The organism is Fusibacter sp. A1 (genome assembly GCF_004125825.1).
Taxonomy (GTDB): domain Bacteria; phylum Bacillota; class Clostridia; order Peptostreptococcales; family Acidaminobacteraceae; genus QQWI01.
In genome coordinates, this window is sequence record NZ_QQWI01000008.1 from 161,564 (window position 1) to 184,778 (window position 23,215).

A 23,215-nucleotide genomic window follows, 5' to 3' on the forward strand; every position below is an offset into this window, starting at 1 on the left:
TCCCTTTCATTTACAGACCCTACTCCGAAAGAATAATCGTTAAATTATTGATCCCGAATGTCCTTCTGTAAGTCATTGATTTTGACATACCGATTATCATTTTGATTCCAATGCTATCATCAAGTTCCAACTCATCACTGACATTTTTGCTGCGTCTCGTTTCATAATATTCAATCGGATTGAACCTATTGCTCGTGTTACGTATGCGAAGTGTTATTGTCTCATTGTGAAGAAGAATCCTCACACTGATCTCCCCCTCCTGACCGATTTCAAACGAATGCTCAGAAGTCAAGATCAGCATCTCTTCAAGAGCAAGTGAGATATAGATCGAAGACTTGTCTTTCACTCCGTTCAACTCGCAAAATTCACTGATTTTTCCTATCGCCGCCATAATTTCTTCGATATTGTTCTTCACCGAAAAGGCCACGTATTTGCCGTCCTTCTCGACACTATAATCAAGAAGCGTCACTTTGGACAGTTCGGGATACTTTATCGACACACGAATATGTACGATCACAGCCATGATAAGGACCATCAGTTCATTCAGCGTAAAAGCAAACCAAAATCCGATGATGCCAAAGGAATAAGACATGCCATAGGCAAGCGGCAATATGACTAAAATATTTTTTGCAAACGTCAAGGCATTCGCAACCTTAGTATGTCCGTTTGCTACGTTTATCGAAATGATGATGTTATTGAATAGCGATGGAATAAACGAAAAGGAGATGATGATAAACGCAGGCACCGAGTAATCCAAAAGCTGTTGACCATGCATGCCAAACAGTGAAGAAAGCTCCTTTGCAAACAGGATGCACAGAATCGAACTCGGCGAGACCCACAACAATCCGTGTCTCACCGCAGATGCCAATATCTGTTTGATGCTTTGGATATCCTTTTCTTCTGCGAACACTCCTATGAAAGGTACTAAAGGTCCTGCGATTCCAGCGATTACAGAAACAATAAACATGTTGATCGTACCAACTACTGCAAAAGTAGACATGGCGATACTTCCAAACAAAGTCACAACCAACCTGTTAAGCAGCAAGAACCGAAGCAAGTTCGAAATATTCTCAACCGCCCCTGGACTACCGATCGACACGATTTCCTTTGATAAGCTCAAGAACTCATCGCTACTGATTTTTACAAATCGTAGGCTATTGCCCCTGTAATTCAATGAAACAGCAGAAAAGACCGTCACAGCCGCTCCAGCAATCGCAGTTGATATGGCGATGCCCACAACACCGTAGTTAAGAACGATGATAAATACGTAATTGAAGGCAACATTGACAGCAGCCATCAAGATAAAAAATAAAGTCAATTCAAGATTCTTTCCATCAAACCTTAAAAAGTTAAAAGACAGATAGGTGCCGATAATGAAAAATCCTCCGACAATCATCACCGCGCTAAACTCATACACATCACCTAAGAGTTCTGCAGGCGTTCCCAACAACCTAATCACAAAAGGCAGTAAGGCAAACGAGACAACAGCCAAAAGAAGATAGAGTATCACACCAGCCAAATAGGTCGTCGTAGCCGCTTTGGCGCACTTAAGGTCCTCTCCTATTCCAATGTACTTAGAACACAAGGCGACACCGCCGATACCAAGCATATTCGCTACAGTGGCAAACAGGTAGTAAACAGGCACAGTTAAGCCTATCACCGCCAATGCCGAAGTGCCGATAAAGTTGCCCGCGAACAACCCGTTCGCCATTTGCCCCACCACACCCATCATCAGTGCCGACATCGAACTGTAAAGTGTCTTCTTATATAACTGACGTGATACTGCTCCATGATCCTTTAGCATCGCTCACTTATCCCCTAATCTTTTTACCTTATTGTCAGAATATCGGCAAAGCCTGTAATGTCGAAAACCTCTTGTATGCTCGTGTTCACATTGACGATGACCATCTCACCCTGTCTGTTCATTTGCTTTTGAGCCGCCAGAATGATTCGAAGTCCTGCCGATGACAGATATTCCAGTTTACCAAAATTCAGTTCAAGCTGCTTAATGTCGTCAGTGATCGCATTCACCTCTGTTTCAAATACCGGTGCGGTAGTCGTATCCAACCGCCCTTCAAGGGCGAGTATTAATTTTGTACCATCTGTTTCTCTTGTGATGTTCATCTAGATCCCTCCATAACACTCATAACCTTTTGTCAACTTTACACATGACTGTAGCTAACGGTAATCGCAGCCTTATAACTGCTGTCATACTCACTGATTCTGGTGCTGAACTCATGTCTCATCTCATCAATCCCGATGTTCAGGTCCCTAGGTACCGTGGCCGTGAAAAACAGATAGGTCACGGCATTCGACGGCATGATCTTCAAATCGCTCAGCGACACCTTGTACTTCAGCTTCTCGCAAATCTCTAGAAGATGCTTCTCGATTTCCATAGTCAGCTTGTCCTCTTTTGCCACAAGATCAAAATGAATATTGATCTGAATTCCGTCGAACAGAAAGTCCTGCTCGATATCACCGATGATCTGGTGTATTTCGACTGCAGAAAGCTCCTCCGAAAACTCGGCGTGCAGGGACACGTAGCAATGATTGTTGCCATAATTGTGTACAATTTCATTATGGGTGCCGATAACATAGGGATAACTGAGCACCCTTTTTCTTATTTCTTCAGTAAATGCAAGATCCGGTACGAGCCCCAACAGTGGATTGGCGGTTTCTTTAAAAGATGTCACAGCAGAATACAGCACCGTGATCGACATCAACAAACCCACATAGCCGTCAAGGTCCACGCTGAATATCGCAAAGACCACCAAGGATCCCAGAATAACAAGTGAGGCCAATCCGTCCACTATGTTTTTTGTCGCTGCCGCACCTATCGAAGAAGACCTTATTTTCTTACTGACTGTCTTATTGACGCTAAAGACCGTAAGATTGACGACTACAGAAACCGCCATGATGATATAAGCGGCTGTAGAGACCTCTGGCGGCTCCGGGGCAACAATCTTCTCAATAGAGGATTGCAACAACTCGATTCCGAGAAGAAGGATAATCATCGATACGATTATCCCCGAAATATACTCGATTCGAGCATATCCGAAAGGGTGTTTCACATCCGGTTTTTTACCTGCCAACTTAAAACTTATCATCATCATCGCAGCCAGTCCAATATCCGAAAAATCAGCAAATGCAGATGAACTGATGGCAATCGAACCAACGGAGCTACCAATCAGGTATTTCACAACGCCCATCGATCCCATAACGACCATAAAGAAGATATTAGCCATTCTCGCATAACTTTCCCTGACTTTCGGGTTTTCCACCAACTGATAGTTTTTAATAAACAGCTTTGCCAATAAATTTGCAATCATATTCATTCCACCTTTGTTGAACCGGGTTTCATTGTTCCTTAATCAGTTCGATAATTTTTTTAGCGAAGAAATTGCAGTGCCCGCCGGTACGCGCAGTCACAAGATCAGCATCAACTACCACGTCCTTATCAACATAGATAATACCCATGTTTCTCGCATCTCCAAGCAAGTTATTGTGAACAACCGCTCTCCTTCCCTCAACAAGTTCGGGGGTTGCCGACATTAACCACATGCCATGACATATGATGCCCTTAATCAGGTTTTTGTTGGCAAAAGCCTTTTTCATAAATTCACTCACAGGCGGTAGTTGACTTACATCTTCTGTATACCTCAATCTGTCAGAAACCATTCCCGCTGGAACGATAATTGCAGCATATTGAGCGAGGTCCGCCTCGCTCAAATCTTCAAAACTCTCTTCGCATATAAACGGAGCTCTAAACTCGTGCCCCAAAAACGTCAGTCTGTCCTGGTTCCATAATCGAGATAGAAAATGAAGTTGTATGCCTTCTTCAGCAAATCGAAGCTGATAATAAAAGATCTCGTTCTCATAAAAATCCGCCTCAATGAGTATGGCGATTTTCTTTACCTCTGGCTTCATCGATTCATTTCTCCTTTTGTCGGGTCATATCGTCGTTTTTCCCTCATAGTCGTCCAGCACTGTCAAATAATCATACAGCCCTGTGAGTTGCAAGGTTTCGGTGACAAAGGGTTTAGGGGCGATTAGACAGACTTCGGCGTCCTGACTGATTTTTTGCTTTGCAAATAGAATCACGCGAATACCCGCACTACTCATGTATTCAGTTTCACCTGCGAATAGCAATATCTTCTTAATGTCCTGTTTCGTATACACCCTTAGTTCATCCATGTACACAGGTGCCAGCGCTGCATCAAGTCTTACTTCCAGCTTTACTTCAAGGTTTCCGTCAGAATTCTTATTAACATATTTAGCCATTTGGTTCCTCCAAATTTCATTTCATTACCGTCGAATCAGTACGATCATCGACCGACCGCCCACAACGATATTGTTTTGTGCATCAATAAGCGGTTCGTCTCCTTTGGCATAAACGTCCTGCCCTGGCGGCATCGAAGTATTTACAGCCAAGTGCCATGCCTTGCCATCGTCAAAACCGGGTGGTTCAAAATACAAAGTGTCCCAATGCGAGTTAATCGCAAAATAGATGTCCTCATTTTTGGCTACATCGTCTTTGGCATAATCACCCGAATACATGAGTGCTATCGCACGTCCGCCGTAATCAGGTTCCCAAGGTTTAACTCCATGGATGGATACATCCGGTTTTCCAAAGCCTTGATAATCCGTAGCCGCTACATGACGATTGCCCCGTAGTACAGGGTGCGCGTTCCTAAATGCGATAATGCCTTTTGCAAAATCGAGTATCTCCTTGTTCTGCTCAGTCAACTTCCAATCAAGCCACGAAATCTCGTTGTCTTGGCAATACGCGTTATTATTGCCAAACTGCGTGTTGCCAAACTCATCGCCTGCAAGAAACATAGGAACCCCTCTGCTGAGCATCAGTACCGTTAGGGCATTCTTCACCTGCATTTTACGAAGTTGGTTGACAGCGGGATCGCTGCTTTCGCCTTCCCATCCGCAGTTCCAACTGCAATTGTCGTCGCTTCCGTCTCGGTTGTCCTCACCGTTGGCCTCGTTGTGCTTGTCGTTATACGACACAAGGTCCATCAGGGTAAAACCGTCATGACAGTTGATGAAGTTGATAGACGAATTGGTTCCCATCCCTTGGTGCGAATAAAGGTCTGACGATCCCAAGATTCTTGTCACCGCTTCATGAAGAGTGTTCTCATCACCCTTTAACAGTTTTCGGATGGCATTTCGATACTTTCCGTTCCACTCCGAAAAATGCCCCCACGAAGGAAAATTCCCCACTTGGTAAAGGCCCCCCGCATCCCAAGCTTCTGCAATAAGCTTGCAGCGGCTCAAGACCGGGTCGTAGGCTAAAATCTCAAGTAAAGGCGGATTGTGCATGGGCGACCCGTCTTGGTTTCGTCCCATGATGGCGGCAAGGTCAAACCTAAACCCATCGATATGGTACTCGCTCGCCCAGTAGCGCAGGCAATCGAGAATCATGTTTCTAACAATAGGATGGTTGCAGTTGACCGTATTGCCGCAGCCGCTGAAGTTGTAATAGTAGCCTTCCTCTGTGAGCATATAGTAGATTTTGTTGTCAATCCCCCTAAAGGAGATGGACGGTCCGTTCTCATTGCCCTCGGCAGTGTGATTGAAGACCACATCCAGGATGACCTCGATGCCGTTCTTATGAAGATGCTTGATCAGATTCTTCAACTCGTCGACCTGCATGTCGTTTTTTCCGCCCGCGGCAAGCCCCGCTTTTGGCGCGAAAAAGGCGATCGAGCTGTAGCCCCAGTAGTTGAGCATTCTCTCACCGGTAATCGGTGAAGGTTTAGAGTTTTCAAACTCATCAAATTCATAAATCGGCATAAGCTCGACGCAGTTCACTCCAAGCTCCTTCAAATACGGAATCTTATCCCTAAAACCCGCAAACGTGCCTGGATATTTCACCTTTGACGATTCATGTTTTGTAAATCCGCGGACATTGCATTCATAAATCACAAGGTCTTCCATCGGTATTTCAAGGGGTTTGTCACCCTGCCAGTCAAAGTCATCCGCGATGATCTTCGACCGATGGGGCATGATATCCCCCCAATCGGGCTCTGTTCCCCATACGCTTCTTCCACCCACCGCTTTTGTATAGGGGTCGAGCAGAATATTTTCTTTATTGTACAAGTGACCACGCTTAAAGTCATATTCACCATCAAAGCGATAGCCATATTCAATGTTTTCAAAAGCCAGTCCAAAAACAACCATCGAATACACGTCGCCTAACCTGAAATCTTCAGGATAGGGTATCTCCACCATCGGTTGCTTCTCGCCTTTATCAAAGAGTACAAGGGTGCACGACTTTGCGTTTCGTGAGTAAACAGAAAAATTGATACCCCCACTCACAAGCGTCGCGCCAAAAGGCAATACCCTTCCAGGACCAATCGCATAGCCCTGGTATTCCACAGTCGGATTAATATCGATTCTATTCAAAATCTCACCTATCCTTAATTAGATACCTACTAGCTCAATGGTTGCTAAATCCTTGGAGCGATTCGTACTTTGATTTGTTTTCTTTCCGTTAGCTTAGGCAGCCTTACATGAAGCTTTTGCGCATCAAAATCTGCGTATTCCTCGCCGTCTATCCATACGTTTTCAATATAGATCGATCCCTTAGGCAGCAAATCAGGCGCCACACGAAGGATACCGTCTGTGAAACCGTCCACCTCAGGCTTAAAGTACAGGTCAAGCGGCTTTTTAGTATGCAGCAGATTGATATACACAGCCGAAAGGTAGCATAACTCGATCGAATGATAACAAGCCATCGAGTGGCTTCCCTTAAGCCTTTCGTTACCAAGCAGATACGGAATGCCGTTGTTGAGCACATTAAAATAGATACCGCCATCGTCATGGTCCAAAAAATACGCGTTATAAAATGCAGCGGACTCCCTCGCATACTTCAAGTATTCCTCACCACCTATCACACCGTAGAGTATCTGATAGGCAAGAATACCCTGTTCCTGTTGCCACCACGCCTTTCGGTCATGCCATGCAAAGGGGTGCACATCTCTCTCGTCAGGCACCGTTCTTGCTACCACGTCATACCATCCAAAACGCTGCTTGTCCATGCCGACCTTCGGCATCACCGCACCAATTTTTTTAGCAAAGTCCACGTACTTGTCCTTGGCATACAGACTGTTGATACGCATCAAATTCCATGCGATCTTCAGATTATGTCCGATCACGCCGTTGTCCTGCTGCCATTTCCACGATTTATCATGGGACCAGTCGTCATTGAACTTTTCCTGCACAAAAGGACTGTTCTCGTAATCCTGAAAATGATCGGTGATGCAGTCCGCAGTCCCCTCTAGGAACTTACCGTACTTTTCGTTTTCAGTAGCCAGCCAAAGATTGATCAGGTAAGCAGGCGCATGGTCTCCAACCGAGTTCCAGTTCTTCTTAGACCTGTTATCCCCAAGACTCTCGTCATGAGGGCTGAACATGATCGGATCAACATGGCTGTAGTAACCGCCTTTTTCATTGTCCACAAAGAACTTGTCGAACAGGTCAGTGGTCATTTTGATATCGTTAAAAATCTTATTGGACCCTGTGATGCGGTAGGTCTGGGTAAGGCCCGCAAGCGCATAAATCTGCTCATACGCCGGGATCGCCTCATAGTCGTCACCAAATTCAGATGCAAAGACCTTAAATTCAGATCCATCCGCCTTAACATCAATCCCATGACACCAGTAGGCCACATTGTAGTCCGTATCGATCAGTCTCATATGGTCGCGAAGGTACTCGCTACCCTTTTCAGCCGCCTCAAGAAAAACATCTTCTCCAGTCAACATATAAGCGCTCGCCAGACCGTACACCATACGCGAGATAGTATCCGTCTCCTGCCTGTGTTCGGGCTTCTTTTCGCCGTTGATATGTAATCTGGTACGATAGTTCTGATAATCTATTTCTTGACCCTTGCCAAACTCGGCATTCACATAAAATTCGCCGATGCTCCTCGCTTGTTTGATCCACCAGTCCGGCTCCTCAAAGCGATAGGTCTCCTTTTCACTTGAGCAGAAGTCAATCACCTTCGCTTCAAAAGCGTTCTTCTCTTTTTGAGGATAATAAATTCCATATACAAAAACCATCTTGCCGTCCTGGCAAAGAAGATCGTACATGCCGTCACCAGGATACTCATAACCTTCGTTAAGATTACCGGTGATCCGGGCATAGGTATTTGCGGTCAGTGAAACATCAAATAATCTTCCATCAGTTGTTGTCACGCTAAAGGTCTTTGCCGTCTCGTTGTAGTTTGATAAATAACCTGCTATCAAATCTGAAAATTCAAACTGAGTATTCATATCATCACCCTATCCATTCGTTGTCCTATCGAGCTATTCTACAATCAACTATTCCCACGCTCCACGAACCTGCATGATGGCAATCGCCCAGTTTTCGCAGTGATAAAGCTCTACTAGCTTTCCGTTTTCATCAACCCTGTTCATATCCAGCGCCATGATATGAAACGGCTTTCCAGTTACAGGCTCACCCAAAAACTGGTCCCCGGCAGGTGTACCGGTCAGTTCCGAACGTACGATGATCCACTCGCCGTTTACAAAGACGTCTAGGTTCTTGACATTGATATCAGGAATCATCTTAAAGAAGTTTCCCAGATATTCTTTGGTCTGGTCCTTGGTTCTAAACGCATTCGGTCCGTTGCCGTCCCTTGAAACCCAATCGTCGTGCAGACTGTCAAACCCCTTTTCCCAGTCGCGTTTATCCGATCTGAACAGATCATAAAAAGGAGTGATGATCTCCAGTGCCCTATCCTTTGTGATTTCAACCATAACTATACCTTCCTTTCAAATTTCAGCTGTCGCGCTTATCACTTGCCAGACAGCACTTGCATTAACATTTGGAAAACCACTATCCGTTCTAGCAGAGTCAGCCAGCTGATATTGGGTTTGTCCCGTATGGTCCGCAATATCAAGCCGCGCACCTTGACCAATCATCCATTCGATCTGCCTGATATGTCCATCAAGTTGAGAAAGCGGCGAAGTAAGCGCTCGGTGTATCGCATCGTGCATGGCTGTAAGACCATTCACAGCAGGACTGATATTCAGTTCTACAGCAAAGTCCTCTGCAGTCATATGTTTCCTAAGCAGTTTCAGGAGCTCAAAGTTGTTCAGCACCGACGCGCGAATGACAGCTCCCACCGCCATAGGGTGTTTCTCACGTACTTTAGGGTCGGCACCCGCCTCTAGCAGTTTGGTCGCCAACCTGTATCGCCTGTTGGCCCTTTTCTCATCATTTGCATCCACGCCAGTCAGTGTGAAGACAAGTGGCGTCATCTGGAGCGGTCCGCCGAGTCGGTCGATATCAAAGTGCGGCATGGCTAGAATTTGGTCGATGCGCCTAATAAACACTTCTGTATCCGCTGATTCAAGACACGTTTCTATCGTATCGATGAGTTCATCGGTCAGGGCCTGAGGTGATGCGATGCGTAAAAGTAATCTATTATAGTACTCCTGTTTTTGTAGTAGGTAGCCGTCGCTATTTGCAGGGTAATAACTTAGAAGCAGTGCTTTCATCGCCTCGTTGTGCCATAAATCCTGCATGTCCAGCGCAGAATAGCCTCGTACATTAGTCGAGCATAACATCTGTTTTTGGGTCGCCCCATCTGCACTGTCCAGTAAGTACCTCACAAGTTCCAGATGTTTTTCTTTACCGTAGAACGCCGCCTGTAGCAATACGGTATGACCGTTGACACCGCTGATTTCGTGTAAATGGCTGGCATCCGCATTCAGCAGCAGTCTGACAGTCTGTACATCGCCGTTTTGTCCCGCCATATAGATAGGTAAGGCGTCCGCCTGTATGAACCTAAGCGTCGGATCTGCAACTGGTACGTTTTTCATCGTATGATTCAGTAAAAGATCGACAACCTGTGCTTGACCACGGGCGGCGGCTGCAAGCAGCACCGTCCACCCCTCACTGTCGTAAAGATCGGGATCCCCGCCATGTTCAAGCCATCGCCTGAGCCCATCTACATCACCAATTCGGCTCATGCTGACAGCATAGCCCTGCAAGTCCCTTAACCAGCCCCTCATGCTAAGGTTCATGTAGGTCGCACCTGCCGATGTCTTTCCACCTGTCACATCCGAATATCCAAAGCGCGTCTTAAGGCTATCAAGATACTTCTGCAACCTAATACCATCCGGAGTAGCCTGTTTTAAAACCAAAAGACGCATCACACAGTAAGTCGCGAACAGTGTCGAGGTTTCAGATTCTCCAAAACCGCCATCCGCATTTTGCTTAGAAAGCAAAAAACTGATAATCCTATCACTCTCAGGTATAGTTTCATGAGCCCTCAAAAGAGCCGATGCCGCAATCGCAGTATCTGCGACCCTTCCTTCAATAAGACTCGCACTCAGCATTTTTTCAAAAAACAAAACAAATGCTTGCGGAACAGCACCAGCGACTTCACATTCCTCATATGCCGCGATAGCCATAAAAAAGTCAAACTGGGTCACAGCCGCCTGACTGATGTAATCAAGCGCTTTAGGAAGATACTGTGCAAGTAGCTCCGTTTCACCTATGTTTTTTAAAAGGATCAGACCGTTCGTGGTATCATACGGCGACTCCGCCTCCAGTGGACTAATCGAAAACCCACCCGACTGCTTGTGGCAGGCCTTCACAAAGTCAACCACATGGGGCACCGATCCCTTGCCGTCAAATCGGTCTAGTTCGCCGAGCGCCTTTACAACGCTTAGGGTAGACCTAAGGCTGTTTTCGCCGCCCATCGTCTCTGAATATCCTCCAGACTCGCACCTGAGTCCCTTTAAAAAGGTATCAATCGTATCGACTTCAATACTCACCGTCACCACCCGTACTTTCTTACACCTTTTTCAAGCACATCAACAAGCAGCCTTCCGCATTCATCCGAAGACTCGACAGAGCGGCTCGTAATAAACGGATAGTCTACAATCACAGATGTAGCTCTTCCAATATTGCTGTGGAACCTTCCATGCACCCCTACCGTATCACGCAGAATATATTCAAGCGGAAAAGGAGGAGAATCAAAATTGAAATAGTCGCCATTGGCAAAAATTGCCCAATTAGCTGTATAATCATATTCCATTGTATGGCCGGTCACATGTCTGCCCACCAAGATGCTTTTTCGGCTATCCAGCTCACGTGCAAAAGCCAGACAAGTCACGGTATAGCACTCTGCCGCAATCGGCTTATCCCGATAGTAGAACCCAAGAATCACATCATGCAGCCGGTTGTTGTTGACCATGTCCACCACAGCTCCACCGCCGCCGACCATCAGCAACGCATCGTAGTCGTTCAGCTTTTCCCATGCATCTTGGCGCGCCTTATAGTAATCTTCCAGCGCATACAGGTAGCGCTCAGAACTCAAATAAGGCCTCACGGGCATCAAGTCCTTAAGTACGATAGTGTCCGTGAAAAACGTATCCCAATTTGTAGACTTTCCTCTTTCGGCCATTTCATCAGTGGTTACCGGTCGTCCAAGAGGCGGATCGACGTAGGCGGCCTCTAGTGAGGCACCATCCGGAAAAGGCGTGGTCTTACCTGTGTTCACCAGAAAATCGTATGCTATACCTGCTTCTTTGAGCCGATCAAGGGGCTTAAGCAGCTCCTCCACCCAAAATCCTTTTTCCGAAAGAGCTACAAGAACTTTTTTAGGCATTTATCTTCATCCTTTCATCATATAAACTGATTGTTTTGCTTTACTGAGTTTCACCGAACAATCTTGGTCCGTAGATATCGATAATCTGAGGAGCCATTCTGTCAGGGTATAACTCAAGCACCGCAGCCTTATACGCTGCTACATCCGGCTGATATTTAATAGCCAATCCGACGACCGTCTTAATGTAGTCAATATTCGCTAAGACCTCCTTGTGATCGGCAGGTTCACCGTGTCCAGGCATAAACAGCATCTTTTCATGCGTTGCCATCTCTTCAAGGTAATCCGTCCAGTTTTCAAGTGCGGTGCTTTCGATATATACGTGACTGCCACTATAGAGCAAGTCCTGTAAAATCGTCACACCGTAATCGGGTAGTTTGATCACTAGCTGAAACTTCACTTCGGCATCTGTGACCCGGTCAAAAGAAAACCTGATACCGTCAATCAACTGGTCGTCAAGCCCCACTTTATGCTCAGGTATCACAATAAAATCCGGTACACCTTCTCCAAAAATGTGCTTAAGTTCACTTCGAATGGTTTCACCGCTTTCTATAAGTGAATCGATCGTTTCAGGCAAGGCATATATCGGTAAATCGTAAAACGCGGCGCTCAGACCAAAGAAGTGGTCGGGATGGTCATGTGATAGGTATACGCGTTCGATAGGCTTACCAATATCATCTACATACTTTCGAAACGCATGAGCATAGTAATTGACAAGCTGCCCGTCAACCACAATGAGCTTGTTCGGGCCTTCGATGACATGTGTCGCGACAGACAAGAAGTCCTCGGGACAGATGAACGTGTGAATGCGAACCTCTTCTGAAAGATCTATCACCTTTACATCAAAGGGTTTCATTAACTGTTCCATAAAAATCTCCTTTACATGGTCAAGTCAAGTAGTATCCGTGAATGAAATCACTTCACGTTCGTTTCTACATTTTGTTTATGACTTCGACCAGTTTGTGACCATAGGCCGATGACGATTCAACGGACAATCCTGTCACAAAAGGATGGTCGTAGATCACGCATGGATTTTCACGACTCGTCGTCGGATCTGCGCTAACTAACTTTCTGTCACCGACAGCATCCTCCACCATAAACTGCAAAGGAAAAAGAAAACCGTTAATCATAAGCTTCATATCCGGATTAGTCGGAGTAGGACGATGGAACTCAAAATTATGATCCCCCACAAAGTCCCATTCATGCGGATGTGCAGTTACCTTCTTACCGTAAATCACACTTCTATAGTCATTTTCGGGATCCCTGGTAAATGCCAGCGCACCCACCGTATAACATAGGGCGCCGATTATCTTACCACTCTTATATGCTTTGTAGATCAGTTCATGAACCGTCAGATTACCTGCGATATCAAGGGGAGAACCTGCGCCACCCACCATGACAAGAGCGTCATACTGATCCATGTCAGCATCTGAAAACTTAATCGAATTATCCCATTCACCCGTATCCAGAATCTCATTGACACGGTCGATCACCTTCTGCGGATTCATCGCCACCCCCTGCTGGGGATCAATAAAGTCTGGATCCATACTCATCGAACCAGGTAACGGAGTCATGCCTTTGTAGGTTGCCAAAGTGAGATCAAAACCCGCGGATTTCATAATATCCCACGGCGCCTGAAGTTCTTCGGCCCAAAGGCCATAATTTGAAGCAAGAACAAGCACTTTCTTTCCCATGATAATTCTCCTTCCTTTCATAGTATTTCTCAATGTTAAACGCTGTATTGTTTACCCCGAAACATTGATATATAACACGTTCTGCCTCATGTGCATGAATAACGTACAAACTTGGTCATATTCGGTCACATAATCGCACAAAAAAAACTCATGCGCTTGTCATGAGTTTTTTTCAATGGTTCTCGTGATAAAATTATATAGTTTCTCAAGGACGATACTGCTCCATAATAGTAATTATCTTACCATCCAGTAAGGTAAGCATAACCAGTGTTCCCTCTTCAAGTTCGTTTAAAAACAAATTTGGATCGACCCGTTCACCTATAGCGCCTACTAAACGATAACTTTCCATATATTCATACCTTTCATATGAAACGATCGTCTCGTCCTCATCCAAAATATAAAACCCGCTCGGAAGGGTGTCGTACTCGATTCCAAGTTCGGTCAGCTTCTCTTGATCGTCATAGTGGGTTAACCATTCACAATAGTCAATGTAAATCCTATCCTCATCCGCCTTCTCAAAATAACCGAACACAGACTCGGTCCTACCATCATTGGTCAGTAGCTGATCTAAATAGAGCTGATCTGACTCAAACCGGTCAAATCCAGCTTTCACCTCAGCCACTTCATCTTCGATGTTATCGTACCTTTCATTTAACTTGATGTGTTCAAGCCTAAAACCAGCCATATAGTCATCATGGTAGTTCAACTTAGATCCGAAAACCTCTAAATCCTTTTTCAAATTATCAGTGATTGCACTTTCATCTCTCAACTGAGTTTCAAGCTGCTGCACTCTGGTTGACAGAGTGTTCATCTGCATCAGAACATAAGCGAAGATCAGTACGACTAGACCCGGTACTACCCATTTGTTCTTCATGGCATCTCCTTTGCATCAGCATCTATCACACTTCATTGTCTTTATACTTTGTTAAAAGCGAATCCGGAAGATGACAGTAATCATCAGGACACCTCGTCAACCTGTCTTGGTGTTCCTCTGCGCTTCTCACATAGTTGGCAAGCGGCAAGACTTCGACCACTACTCTGTCACGGTCCTCTCTCAATTTAATAAAGGCTTCAACCTCTTCAAGGTGCTCCTTAGATAAGCTATATACCCCCGTTCGGTACTTTTCACCAATATCATCCCCTTGCCTGTTCAGACTATAGGGATCAATAATTTCAAAAAAATAGCTCATCAGCTCGGTTAAGGAGACCACATCCGGTTCATACGTCGTTTTCACACACTCCGCATACCCGTCATATGGCCCCTCTAAGCTTTGTGTCCTACCATTCGCTCGTCCAGCTTCAGTAGCCACAACACCAGGTAATGTCTTCATAAAAGCTTGCACTCCCCAAAGACACCCACCTGCAAAATAGACTGTTTCCATTTTGATCTCCCTTTCGATTGTTCGACTGACTTAAAATTTTTCATATCCATCAAAGGGTACAGTTCAAATTAATCGACTGTACGATTCTTTCCTGTATGTCCACTACCTCGGTTAACCTCACAGGTCCATAGACTTGACTTCTTGCTCCAGGTTCAAATCGTTATAAAGCTTGTTCATAAAGGTAATCACAGCCTGAGAACTACCATTTAGCTCTAAGTACTTCTTCATTCGAAAACTCCTTAAACGAGCTTTCCGTGCCACATAGGTATTGACAGAACATTGACCCCTTGTTAGCATTGACTATAGACCTAACAAAGGAGCATGCAATGAAAACATTCTTTATGGATTTAGAATTTCTCTGCGACGAACACGATGTCTATGAAGACGACATCATCGCAATCTGCATTTTATCAGAAGACGACAGCTATGAACTCTTAAGCTTTATCCACCCAGAAGACGATGACTACGAGGTTTCTGACTACTGCACCGACCTGACGGGTATCAGTCAAAACGACCTTTCTGACAAGCCCTATTTCGAAGATATTTACGACCAAATGTTAGAAAACATCGCTCAAGACGACACGATCTATGTATGGGGCGACACAGACCTTGAAGCGATTTACAAGGCTAGCATGCAATTGGCCGATGAACTTGAGTTCAACATCGTCGATTTTCAAACTGAGTTTGTCGAGTACTGTGACTATAAGTTCCGTCCAGGCCTAAAAAAAGTATACTCGGCACTTACAGACGATGATTCCGCCCAGCATCACGATGTAAGAAGTGACACCCTCATGCTTAAAGAAATCTACCGCATCTTCCACTCCGATAAAAAGGCAGCCATGCGCAAGGTAAAAAGCCAACTCAAGTAATATGCCAAGCAGTGCCTACCTAGTCATATTATACCACCTAACACTAGGTATGTCTTAAGGCGTGCCCGTTTATAAGCCGACTAAAAGAAATCCCCATGATTATCAAAATCATGGGGATTATTATCTACTCTTCTTTCACTGATTCATGTAAAAGGAATTCATGAAACTCCTTATCGAGGGTGCCGTCTTCTTCGTGCTGGTTACCGATGAAATTGGTATGCAGTGTTTCATACTCCTCTAAAGTCTTATCAGAAATATGCTTCTCTTGGAATTTTGTCATATTTATCACTCCTTTATTTAACGTCTTGCTTATGATAAATAGATACCCACACCTTTTAGTTGATAAACAATATCAATTAGATAAATATTTTTTATAGTTTCACCTAGCCAAGGTCAATGTTCAACCAGTCAAAGAACACATCCCGTCTATAGTTGATCGGGTAATCACGAGGTATGCCTAAGCTATCCAGTAGCTGAAAACACTTATTGAACTCAGCAAGCGACTCATGAAAATGCGAATCGCTGCTTAAGATGATCGTCACACCTTTTTCATAGGCATATTGAATAAAGTCTTTATAGGATTCGACCGATGAGGTTGATTCCTCTTTTAAGAGTCTGCGATCATTCACTTCAATGGCAACATTCGCACCCAAGCACGCATCCACTATCTGATTATAATCTACAGGATATCTAGGATTACCAAGGTCTCCAAGTATTCTTACCTTTGATTTTTTTAAGGCGCCAAGAATGGCCTGTGTATTCTCTTCAACCGTTCCAGAAGAAAGTACAAGTTCGTGAAAGGATGCAATCGCATAGTCCAGATCGTCAAGCAGCTCCTCTTTAATATCAAGCGTTCCCTCGTAATCTGTGATATTGGCATCCACACCTTTGAGCACCAGCACATTATCAATAAACCTAGGTATGGTGTTCATATTGGCAAAGTAGAATTCATGAGGTCCAACAGGATTGTCCGGACCATGCTCTGTGATTCCAAAGCCATTGATATTGAATTCTTTTGCATAGTTTACGTAATCCATAAGCGTGCTATAAGCGTCACCGCTGGCGGTAGTGTGAACATGTAAATCAACGATAAAGTGCATAATTTCTCCCATAAGCCTTTGCTTGTCTTCAATTTTTGCAAATAAAAAAGCACTCCGACCCTATAAATAATAGAGTTAGAGTGCTTAAGCTTCGCTTTTTCAGCTAATCATTATACCACGTTTCCATAGTATAGACAGGTCCATTTGAACCTTGTCAAGCCACAGTTCTAAATTCGCTTTTCACTACACGTTTCGCCAAAATGCAAGCCTTATGCTATACAATGAAAGTTATACAACACTCGACATGCGGCTAATACGCATACTTAATTCGCCTTTAACAGTATAAACGGATTTCATACTTGTGTCAAATCCAAGCATCACCTTTTTAATAATTGACACACCTACCACTCAAACCACTCAAACCACTCAAACCAAGCGAACAAGCGATTCAAGGCAATCAGCTGCTCTTAGATATACTCCTTCATGCCTGCTTCAAAAGCTCTTTCATCATTGTTCTCGCTGCCATACAGCGCTTCTTGAAGTGCGAATGTCTTTGTCATCCACTTAGCTCGTTTTAGGTAGTGCTGAGCCTTAGGATAAGTTTTAGAAAGCTCATCGATAAATGCATCCGTATAGCCGAATTTACCCACTAAACTGGCAATGTCAGTCGCCGGGTCTCCAATATGGATTTCTGCAAAATCAATAATTCCTGTTACTTCTTCCTTTAAGGGGTCAAATAAGATATTGCTCGGTCCAAAATCGCCGTGAACAACACACGGAACAAACTCGGCACTGCTTACTTCTACAATAATACTGTCAAAAATTTCTGTAACCTTTGCCATGGTGGAAGCATTCATATACCCGAACAGATGGTTTCTGACACGGTTGTATAAGTCCTGCCATCTAGCTTTTGGGTTGATTACAGGTAGCAGAGTGCTAAGCGCCTCTTTTGTATCAGGATGATGTAGCGTTTTCAAAAAAGTTCCTAATTGCTGTGCTATCTTTGTAGTATCTTTCAAAGAATTAAAAGCTTCTTGAAACAGAGGCTGACCGTCAATTTTTTCATAGGCATAAAACGAATCCTCTACATGACTTGTCAACTGCGCGTAGCTAGGATTTGGTATCGGTAGCGAGACTTGACCTGTAAGTACTGATAAAATTCGATACTCCAACTTATCCTCCTCAAGATTTACTGGAGCCTTTGGAAATCTAAACATCCACTTGCCGTTGACTTCAAGTAAGTAGTTGTTTTGTCCGCATTCGATAAGTTTAGAAGAATCAATGATAAGCTCAGGCACTGCTGTTTGAATTACATCTATAAATTTATGCATTTTTGCTCCCTTTTTCAATATTCACTATAACTGGTCCGATCGAATTAAGGCTTTGTAGCGGTCCCAGCCACAAACTTAGTCCCCATGGCGTATTCAACCTCGTCTAAGACCATCGCAGATTCCTTTACCGAGGCGATAAAATCGCAGTTTAGATGACATCCGCCTGCCAGTCTACTCCAAACTGGTGTTACAGCATCAAAGATAAGTCTCGAAGGCTGTTCAGCCGGTAAAACGTGTTCGATAAAGATAAACCTACCCCCCTTTTTTAACACGCGGTGCAGCTCGCTTAAACCTCGCTGCACATCCTCTACACTACAAAACACAAGGGTCGAAACGATAAAATCAAAGGTTTCATCTTCAAAGGGAAGCATCCCCACATCACACGCGACAGACACTATGGGTGCGTTATTCTTTTCGAGTGACTTCAGCAGATTGGGCGATAGCTCTTTATCTGTAATCGTAAGCTTCACATCTTGATAGTACTGCAAGTTCACACCCGTTCCAGCACCGATTTCAAGTACAGTTCCTGTTATGGGAGTAATAAGTGCTTTTCTTAACCGGCCAAGTGCTTTTGATTCCAAAGGGCCCATAAAGGCATCATAAAAGTTCATAGCATCTCCAATTCATACAAGTAAGCTGATCAGCCTTGATCACAGATAGACAATTGTATTGGTAACACTCTCCACAAACTTCACTAAATCACTGCTATCAAATAAAAGTGTCTCCGTATTGCTATTGGGGTGAAACCCAACTCTACCAGGTTTTAGTATCGCTTTATCAAGCACCAAGACAACCTCAGAATCCGTATCATTTAAAAGGCCGAAGATCGACACAGCACCTGATTCGACACCAAGAAATCTTAACAGTCTTTCCTCGCTGGCAAATGATAAAGCAGTCGTTCCAAGCTCTACCGCTAGGGTTTTTAAATCAATCGCCCTCTCATATGGAACCACAAGCAAATAATGATTTCTGCCCTTTTTGTCCCTTAAAAACAGGTTTTTAATATCCATGACTTCAATGCCTATCATTTCAGGACACTCCTCATTACAAGTAAAAATAGGTCCGTGTTTCACCGATTCGAATTCGATTCCTAAATCCTTAAGATACTCATAGACTTTTTCATTGTTGGTTTTATCAGTCATGACAACCCCCTTCCATATACTGCAATACCATAGCGGATCACCTCTAATTGTAACATAATTCTGACACTTCTTGACTAATACGGGCTAATCCTATAGAATACATTTAATTAAGCCGCTACAAGACTTAACTGTGCTATAAATACCACTATTCTTAGGAGAAGCAATGGATATAATCGATCTTAAAATCATAGCATGCTTACAGGACGATGCACGAATTAGCGTGACTGACATCTCAAAAAAAATCAATCTTTCAAGGCCTAGCGTCAGCGAACGCCTTTATCGCCTCAATGAGGATAAGGTCATCACCGCCTACAAGGCACTCTTAGACCCTCAATTTTTAGGCTATCCAATTACATTCTACATGAATATCAGTGAGATTGTCGGTAGTGTGGATACGGTGGTACACTTATTGGAATCCACACCCTTTGTCACAGAAATCCATTGTATGACAGGTAACATAAACTACCTTGTCAAGGCTCACGCAAGCTCAGTGCAAGCGATGCACGATTTTCTTGCTAAACTGATTCGTTACTGCAAAGTAGAAAGTTCTATTGTTTTAAACAGTCCGTTGCCAGCACGTAGCCTACCCCCATCAAACACCTTCAAAACGTCGGAAAAGTGACTTACTTTCCGACGTTTTTCTGTATTGTTTTACTACTCAGTTTGGTAAAGTTAAAGTAACACAACTAAAGAGGAGAAACCTATGAATTTCGACATGCACAAAATGGCTCAGCAGCACGATGATGCAGATTCCCTAAAGAAGTTGAGAAACCGCTTTTACACCTTGGAACAATCCATTTATATGGATGGAAACTCCTTGGGGCTTTCAGGCATCGACTCAAAAGAATTCGTACTAAAAGCACTGGATGACTGGCAAAAACACGGCATCAAGATTTGGGGCATCGAAGGTGGCAAATATTATAATTACCCCCGATATCTTGGTAATAAAATGAGTGCTCTCATCGGTGCCGATCCCGAAGAAGTAATCGTACTGGGCAGCATCACAACCAATATCCATCAAGCGCTTGCAACACTCTATAAGCCTACTAAAAAGCGCTACAAGATTGTCGTAGACGCCCTAAACTTTCCTACCGATATCTACGCGGTCACAAGCATCCTCAAGCTTAAGGGCATAAAACCAGAAGACGCCTTAGTAACCGTTCCAAGTGAAGATGGGACCACCCTTGATACTGAAATGATTTTATCCTATCTCAAAGAAGATGTGGCACTTGTATTACTGCCTGCGGTCCTGTACCGCAGCGCTCAAATTTTGGACATCGAAGTCATCACCAACTATGCCCACCAGCAGGGAATCATCATCGGTTGGGATCTGGCACATGGTATTGGCGCTGTAGAATTCGATTTTAACGCCGTTAAACCCGATTTTGCAGTATGGTGCACCTATAAGTATTTAAATGCCGGCCCCGGCTCGGCAGCCGGACTCTATCTGAACCGCAGACATTTCACAAAAACCGCGGGATTAGCAGGATGGTTTGGCAACCGTTCAGAAACTCAATTCGCCCTAAAACAACAAATCGAACAGGCAAACGATGCCGGAGGCTTATTGCAAGGCACTCCACATATTCTCTCCATGGCAGCACTTGAAGGTTCCCTAGTTCCTTTTGAAATGGCAGGCGTTAAAGCCTTACGTGAAAAATCGATAAAAATGACCGAGTTTTTAATCGCCTGTATCGATCAACAACTGGCTTCGCTAGGATTTTCAGTGGGCAGCCCGAGGGACTTTCATAAACGCGGAGGTCACGTGGCTCTTGTACACGAAGAAGCCTATCGTATCAGCCTTGCCCTAAGAGACCTTAACGTCATTCCCGATTATAGAGAACCAAACGTGATTCGACTGGCTCCAATGGCCCTTTATAACACCTTCACAGAAATCGTAAGTGTCATCGATACGTTAAAGTTGATCATGACAGACAAGGTTTTCGAGCGCTACACCACTGAGCGTGAAACGGTTTTATAAAGTAAGTCAATCTCGTTTAGCACTACCTAAGAGCGTACTCAAGTAAATAAGTCATGCAACAAAAAAAGTCCGCCTTTATAAGCGGACTTTTAAGTTCTATTCTTAACCTTGGTAATTCGCCATCATTCTACCAATACCGCCACCGTTTTCGATATTCTCATACCCGTGGTGTTGCAGTATTCTTTGTGCATAGGCGCTTCTTGCACCAGATGCACAGTAGACGATAATGTGTCGATCCTTGCTGCCAAACAATTCTAAGTTTTCTTCAACCACATCAAGAGGAATATTGATAGCACCTGGATACGCTCCATAAGCGTACTCATCCGGGCCTCTTACATCAACAATCATAGGACCAGTCGCTTCTTCTACTGCAACTTCCTGTTCCTCTGATTCCTGTACAGCAACCTCTTCTTCGCCGATCACCTTTTGGTCTGGTGCTGGCAATTCAAGCACAAAGCTTGTTGGGTTCACTGATCTTACGTGATGGGACAAGCTCATAAATCCACCGCTGACATTCAGCACATTCGTAAATCCTGCACCAAGTAGTAATCTTAACGCCTGGTGTCCTTTTTTACCCGTCTGGTCGTATAGTAAGATCAGTTCATCCTTCGACAACTTGTCAAGAGAAGCACGCAGTACTTCAAAAGGAATACTGATCGCACCTTCAACATGAGACTTCTCAAAAGAGAACACGTCTCTTAAATCAATCCACTGTACTTTCTTTCCGTCCAAGTACGCATCAAGCTCGTTGATTGTCAAGGTAGGAGAATAGCCCGAGTTTCTGTTTTCTGCAACATAGGCAGCCATATTGATGGCGTCATTCGCATTGCCAAGTGGTGGCGAGTATGCAAAATCCATATCCGCTAAATCAGCAATTGTAAGTTTTGACGCTACAGCAGTCGCAAGCACATCCAGTCTTCTGTCCGCACCATCATATCCTGCAGTCTGACCGCCAATGATCGTTCCAGTCGCCTTATCGTAAACAACAAGCACAGTTACCATTTCAGCACCAGGGTAATAAGAAGTATGGTTTTCCTTGTGAACAACAATCGCATCTGCATCAAGCCCTTCAGCTCTTGCAGCCTTAAGTGAAAGACCCGTAATACCAGCAACCGATTCAAAGACCTTAACGATAGACGTACCGATCGAACCTTTGTAGTTGTGTGTTTTGCCAAGGGCATTTTCAGCAGCGATTCTACCTTGTCTATTGGCAGGACCGGCAAGTGGAATACGCACTTTCTTACCAAGCACACGGTGCTCGATTTCCACCATGTCACCAGCAGCGTAAATCGAATCATCACTTGTTTTAAGCGTCGAATCTACAAGTAAACCACCAGCTTCACCGATTGTCAGCCCAGCTTCCTTTGCAAGTACAAGCGTTGGACGAACACCGATCGAAAGCAGTACCATATCCGCACTAACCGATGTGCCGTCGTTTAACACGACATGCTTGTTACCAATTTCAGTAACCGACTTGCCTGTTTGGATATCTACGCCATATGCAAGCATTTCTTCTTGAATGACACCGGCGATTTCAGGCTCCATCAGCGCCATCACATGCGGGTTCATCTCAACTACAGAAACTTTTAAACCTCTTTTTACTAGGGCTTCAGTCATTTCAAGCCCTATAAATCCACCGCCTACGACAACCGCCGTGCTTGGCTTCTGATTTTCGATGAATGAATGGATATTGTCCATATCCTCAAGTGTCCAAAGCGTAAACACATGCTCTTGGTCGGCACCGGCAATTGGTGGTGCTATAGGCTTTCCGCCTTGCGCTAAAATAAGTTTTGTATAGTCAAGCTGCATTTCCTCGCCGCTTAGCGTGTTCATAGCAAACACGACTTTGTTTTCTCTGTCAATTTTAAGTGCGCTCGTATTCACATGCACATCCACCTGATACGCTTCGTTAAAACTTTCAGGACTTTGCAAAATCAATTTCGAACGGCTCTTGATATCGCCTCCGATATAGTAAGGAAGTCCACAGTTTGCAAATGATATGTCCGGACCAGCTTCAAGAATCGTTATATGCGCATCCGAAGACATTCTTCTAACTTTAGCCGCAGCTGTTGCTCCTGCTGCTACACCACCTATGATGATTACTTTTTCCATAATACACTCCTCTTTTACGTAATACCCCCTGCATA

23 protein-coding genes are annotated in these 23,215 nt (G+C 44.3%); 3 read left to right on the forward strand and 20 right to left on the reverse strand.

Annotated features, from left to right (window positions below):
- Positions 1-19: 19 nt before the first annotated feature.
- From DWB64_RS12930 to DWB64_RS12995, 14 genes are all read right to left on the reverse strand, one after another.
- A complete protein-coding gene (locus tag DWB64_RS12930; RefSeq protein WP_129488665.1) occupies positions 20-1,804 on the reverse strand; it encodes an MATE family efflux transporter in 1,785 nt (594 codons plus the stop codon).
- Between the two features lie 23 nt (positions 1,805-1,827).
- Positions 1,828-2,124, reverse strand: coding sequence for an STAS domain-containing protein (locus DWB64_RS12935; RefSeq protein ID WP_129488666.1), 297 nt, complete (start codon positions 2,122-2,124; stop codon positions 1,828-1,830).
- A 38-nt stretch (positions 2,125-2,162) separates the two neighbouring features.
- Positions 2,163-3,329 (reverse strand): cation diffusion facilitator family transporter, encoded by a 1,167-nt coding sequence (locus DWB64_RS12940; protein ID WP_164980405.1) that lies wholly within the window; start codon positions 3,327-3,329, stop codon positions 2,163-2,165.
- A 28-nt stretch (positions 3,330-3,357) separates the two neighbouring features.
- Positions 3,358-3,927, reverse strand: a complete 570-nt coding sequence (locus DWB64_RS12945; protein ID WP_129488668.1) for a DJ-1/PfpI family protein — start codon at positions 3,925-3,927, stop codon at positions 3,358-3,360.
- A 24-nt stretch (positions 3,928-3,951) separates the two neighbouring features.
- A complete protein-coding gene (locus DWB64_RS12950) occupies positions 3,952-4,281 on the reverse strand; it encodes an STAS domain-containing protein (protein ID WP_129488669.1) in 330 nt (109 codons plus the stop codon).
- A gap of 24 nt (positions 4,282-4,305) precedes the next feature.
- Complete coding sequence (gene glgX, locus DWB64_RS12955; RefSeq protein ID WP_129488670.1) at positions 4,306-6,417, reverse strand: glycogen debranching protein GlgX; 2,112 nt, start codon at positions 6,415-6,417, stop codon at positions 4,306-4,308.
- A gap of 44 nt (positions 6,418-6,461) precedes the next feature.
- A complete protein-coding gene (locus DWB64_RS12960; RefSeq protein WP_129488671.1) occupies positions 6,462-8,285 on the reverse strand; it encodes an AGE family epimerase/isomerase in 1,824 nt (607 codons plus the stop codon).
- Positions 8,286-8,333: 48 nt separating this feature from the next.
- On the reverse strand, positions 8,334-8,771 hold the full coding sequence (locus DWB64_RS12965) for an ester cyclase (RefSeq protein ID WP_129488672.1): 438 nt from the start codon (positions 8,769-8,771) through the stop codon (positions 8,334-8,336).
- Positions 8,772-8,786: 15 nt separating this feature from the next.
- Positions 8,787-10,799 carry an ankyrin repeat domain-containing protein gene (locus DWB64_RS12970; RefSeq protein ID WP_164980406.1) on the reverse strand — a complete coding sequence of 671 codons (2,013 nt, stop codon included), beginning with the start codon at positions 10,797-10,799 and terminating at the stop codon, positions 8,787-8,789.
- 2 nt (positions 10,800-10,801) lie between these two features.
- Entirely contained in the window at positions 10,802-11,635 is an 834-nt protein-coding gene (locus DWB64_RS12975; RefSeq protein ID WP_129488674.1) for a type 1 glutamine amidotransferase domain-containing protein, read from the reverse strand.
- A 40-nt stretch (positions 11,636-11,675) separates the two neighbouring features.
- Positions 11,676-12,500 (reverse strand): MBL fold metallo-hydrolase, encoded by an 825-nt coding sequence (locus DWB64_RS12980; protein WP_206736677.1) that lies wholly within the window; start codon positions 12,498-12,500, stop codon positions 11,676-11,678.
- Between the two features lie 64 nt (positions 12,501-12,564).
- Positions 12,565-13,326, reverse strand: coding sequence for a DJ-1/PfpI family protein (locus tag DWB64_RS12985; RefSeq protein WP_129488675.1), 762 nt, complete (start codon positions 13,324-13,326; stop codon positions 12,565-12,567).
- A 205-nt stretch (positions 13,327-13,531) separates the two neighbouring features.
- A complete protein-coding gene (locus DWB64_RS12990) occupies positions 13,532-14,200 on the reverse strand; it encodes a hypothetical protein (protein ID WP_129488676.1) in 669 nt (222 codons plus the stop codon).
- Positions 14,201-14,225: 25 nt separating this feature from the next.
- Positions 14,226-14,708: a peptide-methionine (S)-S-oxide reductase gene (locus DWB64_RS12995; protein WP_129488677.1), complete on the reverse strand. Its 483-nt coding sequence runs from the start codon at positions 14,706-14,708 to the stop codon at positions 14,226-14,228.
- Positions 14,709-15,034: 326 nt separating this feature from the next.
- On the opposite strand from DWB64_RS12995, the gene DWB64_RS13000 reads away from it, so the two are divergent.
- Complete coding sequence (locus tag DWB64_RS13000; protein ID WP_129488678.1) at positions 15,035-15,577, forward strand: exonuclease domain-containing protein; 543 nt, start codon at positions 15,035-15,037, stop codon at positions 15,575-15,577.
- 124 nt (positions 15,578-15,701) lie between these two features.
- Here DWB64_RS13000 and DWB64_RS19290 read toward each other — a convergent pair whose 3' ends face one another.
- The 5 genes from DWB64_RS19290 to DWB64_RS13020 all read right to left on the reverse strand — a co-directional run bounded on the left by DWB64_RS19290 (position 15,702) and on the right by DWB64_RS13020 (position 19,090).
- Positions 15,702-15,857, reverse strand: coding sequence for a hypothetical protein (locus DWB64_RS19290; RefSeq protein WP_164980407.1), 156 nt, complete (start codon positions 15,855-15,857; stop codon positions 15,702-15,704).
- Between the two features lie 103 nt (positions 15,858-15,960).
- Complete coding sequence (locus DWB64_RS13005) at positions 15,961-16,677, reverse strand: PHP domain-containing protein (protein ID WP_164980408.1); 717 nt, start codon at positions 16,675-16,677, stop codon at positions 15,961-15,963.
- A 407-nt stretch (positions 16,678-17,084) separates the two neighbouring features.
- The gene (locus tag DWB64_RS13010) at positions 17,085-17,948 is read right to left on the reverse strand and encodes a phosphotransferase family protein (RefSeq protein ID WP_129488680.1); all 864 of its coding nucleotides are present in this window, start codon (positions 17,946-17,948) and stop codon (positions 17,085-17,087) included.
- Positions 17,949-17,992: 44 nt separating this feature from the next.
- Entirely contained in the window at positions 17,993-18,559 is a 567-nt protein-coding gene (locus DWB64_RS13015) for a class I SAM-dependent methyltransferase (protein ID WP_129488681.1), read from the reverse strand.
- A gap of 39 nt (positions 18,560-18,598) precedes the next feature.
- On the reverse strand, positions 18,599-19,090 hold the full coding sequence (locus DWB64_RS13020; RefSeq protein ID WP_129488682.1) for a prolyl-tRNA synthetase associated domain-containing protein: 492 nt from the start codon (positions 19,088-19,090) through the stop codon (positions 18,599-18,601).
- Between the two features lie 163 nt (positions 19,091-19,253).
- Here DWB64_RS13020 and DWB64_RS13025 point away from each other — a divergent pair, with 163 nt between their 5' ends.
- Both DWB64_RS13025 and kynU read left to right on the forward strand, forming a co-directional pair.
- Positions 19,254-19,712: an Lrp/AsnC family transcriptional regulator gene (locus DWB64_RS13025; RefSeq protein WP_129488683.1), complete on the forward strand. Its 459-nt coding sequence runs from the start codon at positions 19,254-19,256 to the stop codon at positions 19,710-19,712.
- Between the two features lie 81 nt (positions 19,713-19,793).
- Positions 19,794-21,068 carry a kynureninase gene (gene kynU, locus DWB64_RS13030; protein ID WP_129488684.1) on the forward strand — a complete coding sequence of 425 codons (1,275 nt, stop codon included), beginning with the start codon at positions 19,794-19,796 and terminating at the stop codon, positions 21,066-21,068.
- A 102-nt stretch (positions 21,069-21,170) separates the two neighbouring features.
- Here the strand turns inward: kynU and DWB64_RS13035 are convergent, their stop codons facing one another.
- Positions 21,171-23,180 carry an FAD-dependent oxidoreductase gene (locus DWB64_RS13035; protein ID WP_164980409.1) on the reverse strand — a complete coding sequence of 670 codons (2,010 nt, stop codon included), beginning with the start codon at positions 23,178-23,180 and terminating at the stop codon, positions 21,171-21,173.
- Positions 23,181-23,215: the final 35 nt, after the last annotated feature.

Bases quoted from the DNA above. Each gene is read 5' to 3' on its own strand.
- DWB64_RS12930 (WP_129488665.1), bottom strand. From the start codon at position 1,804: ATGCTAAAGGATCATGGAGCAGTATCACGTCAGTTATATAAGAAGACA.
- DWB64_RS12935 (WP_129488666.1), bottom strand. From the start codon at position 2,124: ATGAACATCACAAGAGAAACAGATGGTACAAAATTAATACTCGCCCTT.
- DWB64_RS12940 (WP_164980405.1), bottom strand. From the start codon at position 3,329: ATGATTGCAAATTTATTGGCAAAGCTGTTTATTAAAAACTATCAGTTG.
- DWB64_RS12945 (WP_129488668.1), bottom strand. From the start codon at position 3,927: ATGAAGCCAGAGGTAAAGAAAATCGCCATACTCATTGAGGCGGATTTT.
- DWB64_RS12950 (WP_129488669.1), bottom strand. From the start codon at position 4,281: ATGGCTAAATATGTTAATAAGAATTCTGACGGAAACCTTGAAGTAAAG.
- DWB64_RS12960 (WP_129488671.1), bottom strand. From the start codon at position 8,285: ATGAATACTCAGTTTGAATTTTCAGATTTGATAGCAGGTTATTTATCA.
- DWB64_RS12965 (WP_129488672.1), bottom strand. From the start codon at position 8,771: ATGGTTGAAATCACAAAGGATAGGGCACTGGAGATCATCACTCCTTTT.
- DWB64_RS12975 (WP_129488674.1), bottom strand. From the start codon at position 11,635: ATGCCTAAAAAAGTTCTTGTAGCTCTTTCGGAAAAAGGATTTTGGGTG.
- DWB64_RS12980 (WP_206736677.1), bottom strand. From the start codon at position 12,500: ATGGAACAGTTAATGAAACCCTTTGATGTAAAGGTGATAGATCTTTCA.
- DWB64_RS12985 (WP_129488675.1), bottom strand. From the start codon at position 13,326: ATGGGAAAGAAAGTGCTTGTTCTTGCTTCAAATTATGGCCTTTGGGCC.
- DWB64_RS12990 (WP_129488676.1), bottom strand. From the start codon at position 14,200: ATGAAGAACAAATGGGTAGTACCGGGTCTAGTCGTACTGATCTTCGCT.
- DWB64_RS12995 (WP_129488677.1), bottom strand. From the start codon at position 14,708: ATGGAAACAGTCTATTTTGCAGGTGGGTGTCTTTGGGGAGTGCAAGCT.
- DWB64_RS13000 (WP_129488678.1), top strand. From the start codon at position 15,035: ATGAAAACATTCTTTATGGATTTAGAATTTCTCTGCGACGAACACGAT.
- DWB64_RS19290 (WP_164980407.1), bottom strand. From the start codon at position 15,857: ATGACAAAATTCCAAGAGAAGCATATTTCTGATAAGACTTTAGAGGAG.
- DWB64_RS13005 (WP_164980408.1), bottom strand. From the start codon at position 16,677: ATGCACTTTATCGTTGATTTACATGTTCACACTACCGCCAGCGGTGAC.
- DWB64_RS13010 (WP_129488680.1), bottom strand. From the start codon at position 17,948: ATGCATAAATTTATAGATGTAATTCAAACAGCAGTGCCTGAGCTTATC.
- DWB64_RS13015 (WP_129488681.1), bottom strand. From the start codon at position 18,559: ATGAACTTTTATGATGCCTTTATGGGCCCTTTGGAATCAAAAGCACTT.
- DWB64_RS13020 (WP_129488682.1), bottom strand. From the start codon at position 19,090: ATGACTGATAAAACCAACAATGAAAAAGTCTATGAGTATCTTAAGGAT.
- DWB64_RS13025 (WP_129488683.1), top strand. From the start codon at position 19,254: ATGGATATAATCGATCTTAAAATCATAGCATGCTTACAGGACGATGCA.
- kynU (WP_129488684.1), top strand. From the start codon at position 19,794: ATGAATTTCGACATGCACAAAATGGCTCAGCAGCACGATGATGCAGAT.
- DWB64_RS13035 (WP_164980409.1), bottom strand. From the start codon at position 23,180: ATGGAAAAAGTAATCATCATAGGTGGTGTAGCAGCAGGAGCAACAGCT.